The sequence below is a fragment of the Anaerosporobacter sp. genome, assembly GCF_965301125.1.
Genome location: NZ_CBDLAM010000183.1, coordinates 1 through 7,473 on the forward strand (window position 1 = coordinate 1; position 7,473 = coordinate 7,473).

The following is a 7,473-nucleotide window of genomic DNA, read 5'->3' on the forward strand; positions in this document are numbered from 1 at the left end:
CGGTTTTTTTAACGAATTTTGTACTGAAGGTCAATTTATTTTAAAACAAACATAAAAATAGAAGATAATACTTTATTTATGTAAAAATAGTTCTGTTTAACGATACGATTTAGCTTAATCAATAGTAATAGTAAGAGTATCGATAGAATACACTATTGAATATGTAAAAAAAGAAAGTGAATGATAGGTATCGAGTTAGAAAATTATCACATTAAAGGAGGATTATTGATTGTACGAACAATCTTTGCCAAAAAACAAGTAAAGTGAAGAGCGACCATGGATGAAATATTATCCAGAACAATTTCAGCACATAGAACTTCCGTATTGTTCCTTAAATCAATATCTTAAACAAAGTAGTAGAAGTTTAGACAATCCAGTAATTGAATATTATGGAAATATATTGACGTGGAATGATATCTTTACAAAAGTGGATATTGTAGCGAAAGCGCTAAAAAATATGGGGTGCAAGGAAAATGATCGGATACCAGTATTTTTACAATCGGTACCAGAATTTGTACTTATCTTATTGGCAGCAGAAAAAATTGGAGCAGCAGTAGTATGTCGTGATGGGTTACCAGAGGAAAATACAGAAGCAATTAAACAGACAAATTCTCAGATTTTGTTTGCACATGATTATCTCTCTAAAGAAGAGGAAGAATTATATTATAAAGAAACCAATCTTAAGCACATTATAAAAATTTCACCATATAATATGACGAACAGAGATAAAATACCAAGTTACATAGTGAAAAATATAGAATCAAAGTATCGGGAAGAGGTTGCTTTCAATTCAGATAACCTCACATGGGAAGAGTTTGAATCATTGGGAAAATCATATGTTGGAGAGTATAAAGTAAGTTATAATCCATCAAGACCAGTATTTTGTGCGTATACAAGTGGATCAACAGGACCATCAAAACAAGTAATTCATTCCTCTGCGAACATAGTAGGAATGATACATCAAACAGCGGTTTATACAGCAGTCATTCAGATTCATCTTAGCTGGTTAATGACTTGTTTGCCACCTGCATTAGTTGCAGTTACAGTCGCTATGATTCTTACACCAATAGCATCAAATCAGCTATTAATTCTTGATCCATATTGTGCGGTTGAGGACGTAGATTTAGAATTAATGAAGCACAAACCAAATTGTTGGCCATTAATACCACAGTTTATCGACGTATTAGTAAATAGTGACCGTATTCCAAAGGACTTTTCATTAGAACATTTATATTGTGTTGGTTCAGGAGCAGAAGCTTTGAATAATAAGCAAATAAAAAATTTTCAAAAGTTCTTAAAAGATCACAAATGTAATTCGTTTTTTAGTGTTGGTTATGGGATGAGTGAAGGTGGATCTGGTTTTACAATGCCATGTGAGGCAAAACCACTTGAAAGTTGTTGTTGTGGTATTCCTATGCCAGCTACAATTATTGGTATTTTTAATTCTAAGACAAATGAAGAAGTGGCTGCTGGACAGCTTGGAGAGATTTGCAAGAATGGTCCTGGTATTATGTTGAGTTACCAGGATGAAGAGAGTACTCATAAAGTACTACAGCGCCATGAAGATGGAAAGGTTTGGATGCATACAGGGGACTATGGGTATATGACGGAAGATGGTGTTTTGTATGTAATGGGTAGAGGATTACCAGAAAGAGTAACGAGGGGCTATTTATTTGCAGTTCCAATGGAAAATAAAATATGTGATATAGAAGGCATTCATGATGCATTTTTTGTAATCGCAGATGATTTAGAAAATGAGGGATATTATCTGCCTTATCTGTATCTTGTATTAGAAGATGGTGTAAGAGTAGAAGAATTGCAAGATCAAATTAATAATGCCCTTGAACCACATGAGCGCCCAGTTAAGATTACGATCATTGATAAACGTCCTTATTTCCATTTTAAAACAAATAGAAGAGGGTTAGCCGCAGAAATTGTTGCTATGTAGTGTACAGAAAAATGACTAAGTGATGCATAAGTTGCATTAGACCTGTTAGGATAACAGGTCTATTTTCAGAGGTAACAATAAGGAGGAATTGACTTTGAAAAAATATTATGTACGAATTATTACACTAGCATTGTCTACCGTGTTAATAGTAAGTACGTTCCCTACATCATTATATTCAAGAGTAGTTGCTGCTCGAGGTGTTCAAAAGAATGTGAATCAAGTTGTTAATCTGACTAATGATTCACAAAAAACAGCAGAACTTAAATCATTTACTAGTACAGAAGATCTTGTAGCTGCAATGAAGGATGAGTTATTACTAAAAGGCGATTTAAATACGGTGGATGAGAAAGAGGAACAGGAACTTCAAACACTTTCAGATACAATAGAGAAAAAATGTGGATATACATTAACAGAAGTTAAGTCTTTACTTGCGATTAACATCTTTCAGAAAAGAGATCAGGATAAAGTTGATGTGTCAAAATATAACTTAAGTAAAGATGAGATAACAACTATAATAGACTTAGTTTTAAAAGATTATTGTGCAACTGACATTATTGAAGTTATTGTTAATGCAGATAAGAATGGTATTGCACAAACAATTACAATAGATATGAATAGAGGTTTTGAAGCTGGGTTGGATGTACTTGATGAAATGGATGGGGTTGGAGAAATTTATCCTGCAACTGAAAATCTTGAGGAGAAAGAAACTGCTACTACAATCCCCAGGGTAACATCGGAAGCAATAGGGGACGAAGTTGAAACAGCAACACCAGGAGCAATAGAGGGTGAAACACACAGCTATGGTGACCCAACATTTACATGGAGTGAGATTAATATTGACGAGGAAATACCATATACATGTACCGCAAAATTCATCTGTAGTGAATGCAATCAAGAAACAACCGTAGAGTGTACGGTTACTAGAGATGAAGAACAGACGGATGCCATTATATATATAGCAACTTGTGAGTTAGAAGAGAAAGAATACTCGACTACCAGAGATGCGACAACAGAACAACTTTATGCTCATTGGGGAGAACTTTGTACGTTCCATGGTCAAAATACAGAATATTTTGGGCTTTCCACAGAATATTGGACATCAAAGACTACAGAAAATAATCCATTCGGAGCACTGAAGGTATTAGCAGGATTTGATTTAGATACCGAAGTTCCAGCACCAAATATGGATGAACTTATTGCTGGGATTACTCAGGCATTTCAGGCATATGTGTATTATTATGGGGATGCTTTGTTAGCAGCAAGAGATGAGGCATTAAAGGGTATTGACGATAGTATGACAGATTTACAAAAATGTTTAGTATTACATGACTATCTTGCAACCCATGCAGTATTTGATTTGGGTACATTACTAAATTACCAAAATGAAGATAAAAAGAGTGATCCAATAACGATGACACCTTTTGGTGCGCTATTATATGGTAAGATTGATGGATTAAATGGTTGTGTTTGTCTTGGATATGCTACCACTTATACGTATTTAGTACAAAATGCATTCCCTGAAATATACAGGGATAAGAACAATTCTTTCAAGAGTTATGAAGACGTCTTAGAAAGTGGCCAGGATATGATCGACTTTGTTATGATTAAATATGACTGTGACGTAAAAGATGTTGGTGTAACCCACGGTGAAGGGGGATTTGAAGGTAGATTTAATGAACCACACTACTACAATGCAGTGAAGTTAGATAACCAATGGTATAACGTAGATGTATGTTATGATGATATTAAAACAGAAGCGTTGACTCAATATCGGGTAGAAACAGATGGAAACTTAAGTCATATGTATTTTCTAGTTTCGGAAGCAACAATTAAAGATTGGTATGAAGGTTATTATGAATATATTGATACATTACATGGAACAGATAGTGCAGAACCATGTAATAATGAACAGTACGAAGATGCTTGGTTTAGTAATATTGACAGTCCTATTTATCATGATGATGAGTATTGGTATTTTGTAGAAGCACAATTTTCTGAGCTTGATATGATGGACGATGAAGATGGAGGTTCCTCTCAAATCGGTGACATGGACAATGAGCAAATGGTTGAAATGATGAAGGATTATGGAGATCAAATGAAGATACGTCCTCGTGCTGCAGGTGATCTATCCGAAGAGGAAGGTACTGTATTATTTGATTATGGAAAAGGGAATGTAACCAATCTAAAAACCAATGAGACAAGTGAAGGCGTGTTAGAAGAAGATTGTGATGCTGATATACAAATTAATAATATTTATCCAGATTTAACTCACTCACTCTCTCTTTATAATGATACACTTTATTTTAACCTAAATAATAAAATTTATATGTATAATTTAGGGGATAGTACAGTTATACAATTAAAAGAGTACAATACAGTTTATGCAAATAGTAAAGGTACAGCAGTTACTGGTAGTGCCATATACGTTACTAATGCGCAGGATGAAAATCTCAAGTATACGATTGATAATCATCCATTAGCTGCTCTTTCTATTAAAGAGGATGGGATTATGTATGTAAGTGTAGCTACAAATTATAGTAATAGTGAGTGTTCGAAATACGAAAAAGAATCAGTTAACTATAATCTTATGTATAATCGATTTGCAGAAGATAATTCTGAAGATGATAACGATAACTCAGAATTTATGTGGTGTGCCAATGTTAAGGATAATATAAATATGAGTGATGTTACAACTTATCTTTCTGGTGGAACAAAACGTGAGAATGTAGTGGTAGAACCTTGGTGTGATGAACAAGGATATACAGAGGCTAGAGATACAACACATGGATTTAGTGCAGGTACTGGGAAGACAAACTTTACAAATGCAAAAGAGCATCACTATATCTTCATTGATAAGGAAGGTTGCTATATTTGTGGTCGTTGTTATAAAGAGTTAGATACAGAGGACGCAGAAGGAATAAAAACAGGTCATACCTATGGGAAACCAACATTCAACTGGGAAGAGTTAGAAGGTGGCGGATACAGCTGTACGGCAACGTTCACTTGTGAGTGTGAAGATGATGTGCAGACAATCGATGCTACGGTAACTAGTAAGGACGAAATCACCCCTGGGGATTCTGACTGTAATAAAGAAAAGAACACCGTTTATACAGCAACTTGTGAATTTGAAGGAAAGACATATACTGATACGAAGGAGTCTGGAGTAGAGCAAGTAGTAATTCACACCTATGAAGAACCAGAGTTTAACTGGGAAGAGTTAGAAGAGGGTGGATACAAATGTACGGCAACATTCACTTGCAAGTATGGAGATGATGTGCAAACAATAGATGCTACGGTAACAAGTAAGGAAGAGCTTACTCCTGTGGATACAGAGTGCCATAAAGAAAGAAAGACTGTGTATACAGCAACTTGTGAATTGGAAGGAAAGACGTATACTGATACGAAGACGGTAGTAGTAGAAACAATAGTTGATCATACTTATGGAGATCCAGAGTTTAGTTGGATAGAAACTACAAGCGGGTATACCTGTGACGCAATCTTTACATGTAAAGACTGTAAGAATCAACAGAAAGTAACTTGTAATGTAACGAGCCAGTCAAAAACCGGAGAAATTATATATACAGCAACTTGTAATTTTAATAATAAAACATACAACAATACAAAGACCGTTCAAGTGAGTTCGCAACCATCAGGACCCGTTGTTACTCAACCGCAAGTACCTGTAACAGATAGTAAGCCAATTACGAATTTGGAGATTCTAGATAATGATATTAAGTTAGGTAAGAACAAGAGTATTTGCCTAGAACTTCAAATCATACCGAATAATACAACTGAGACAGAATTACAATTCACTTCTTCTAATGATACCATTGCTACTGTAACTAAAAAAGGTGTTGTAACTGGTCATCAGGAAGGAACAGCAACTATTACGGTAGGTACAGTAGATGGACGATTGACGAAAACAGTGATTGTAGAAGTAGGAGAGCCTGTAACCTCTATTGAATTAAACCATACGAAATTGAATTTAGTTAAAAAAGAGACTTCAACATTTTCAGTGACAATTACACCAGATAATGCAGTAACTAAAGAAGTACAATTTACTAGCCAAGATGAATCAGTTGCAACAGTTGACCCGAATGGAAAGGTAACAGGAGTTGGAATCGGAACAACTCAAATTATTGCCAAATCCAAGGACGGTAGTGAAATCACGGCTAAGTGTCTCGTAACGGTAAAACAGAAGGTTACAAAACTTTCGATTTCTTTTATTACTGCACAAACCTATACTGGTAAAGCAATCAAACCAGAGGTAATCATAAAAGATGGTACCTACCAGTTACAAAACGGAAAAGATTATAGTCTTAAATGGAAAAATAACACGAACGTCGGTACAGCAAAGATTACAGTAGTAGGAAAAGGAAATTATACTGGAACGAAGACGATTCAATTTATAATTAAACCGTCAAAAGTAGTATTATCTTCTGTAAAAACTACTAAATCAACAACTGCATTTGCTACTTGGAAATCAATGAAAGGTGTTTCTGGATATCAAGTATTCTATGCCACTTCTGAAAAAGGTACTTACAAAGCAGCAGGAACAACATCGAAAACGAGCTATACGATTACAAAGTTAAAGTCAAATTCGACGGTATATGTAAAGGTAAGAGCGTATAAGAAAATCGATGGAAAGAATGTATATGGAGCATATAGTAACGTGATTAAGGTAAAGGTTAAATAGTCACTGGCACTCTAAGTAAATAATATAAGACAGAGAGAAGCTTTTAAATTTTGTAGGCTTTTCTCTGTCTTTTTTATTTGCTTTATCGGAAAAAGCAGTATTCATGTTACAGAAAACTCAAGCTTTGAATTCACTTTTAAAAAGGTATTTATTGGTACCGCTATTATGAAGCTAAATTACTTCTCAGTATTTTCTAAGAGAATTGTTAGGGCTTCTTTTAACGATGTAGGTTGACGATTTAATAAAAATTCTAAATCTGAATGTGTTGATTCTAACCCACCTTCACGTATGCCCTTTTGTGTCATCACTAACATAGGTAGATATGTTTCAGGTGTACCAGCATCCTTTAATAATTTTTCATATGAGGCATCATCTACTGATGCGAAAGAGATTTCTTTATCTAATACTTCGCTTAAAGTATCGACAAATTGCTGCTGTGTTAAGTTTTCACCAGATAGCTCATAGATTTGATTTTCGTGGCCATCTGCTAATAAAACATTTGTTGTGGCCTCAGCTAAATCTGGTCGATATACCCAACCGATTTTTCCATCACCTGCAGAAGTTACCCAAGGAGCGCCAGACATACAACCCCTAATTGCCCCTAATTCATTTTCCATGTACCAGTTATTACGTAAAATAACATATGGAATACCTGATTCAATAATAGCAATTTCACGAGCTCGGTGCATACCTGCTAGGTATAGTCTACTTTCGTCTGCACGTGTCACACTAGGATAATATATCTTTTTTACACTAGCAGATTTAGCAGCCTCAACTGCATTTGTGTGTTGACGCATAACTGTTTCAAAATCACCAAAAGTAGATATAA

General features: G+C 34.9%; 3 protein-coding genes. 2 read left to right on the forward strand and 1 reads right to left on the reverse strand.

Annotation, left to right across the window (positions count from 1 at the left end):
* Positions 1–280 precede the first annotated feature (280 nt).
* Together ACW2QF_RS15980 and ACW2QF_RS15985 are read left to right on the forward strand one after the other, a co-directional pair.
* Positions 281–1,948, forward strand: coding sequence for an AMP-binding protein (locus tag ACW2QF_RS15980; protein WP_455717006.1), 1,668 nt, complete (start codon positions 281–283; stop codon positions 1,946–1,948).
* A 94-nt stretch (positions 1,949–2,042) separates the two neighbouring features.
* Complete coding sequence (locus ACW2QF_RS15985; RefSeq protein ID WP_455717007.1) at positions 2,043–6,644, forward strand: Ig-like domain-containing protein; 4,602 nt, start codon at positions 2,043–2,045, stop codon at positions 6,642–6,644.
* Between the two features lie 176 nt (positions 6,645–6,820).
* Here the strand turns inward: ACW2QF_RS15985 and ACW2QF_RS15990 are convergent.
* On the reverse strand, positions 6,821–7,473 hold a 653-nt coding region (locus ACW2QF_RS15990), incomplete at its 5' end, for a hypothetical protein (RefSeq protein WP_455717008.1).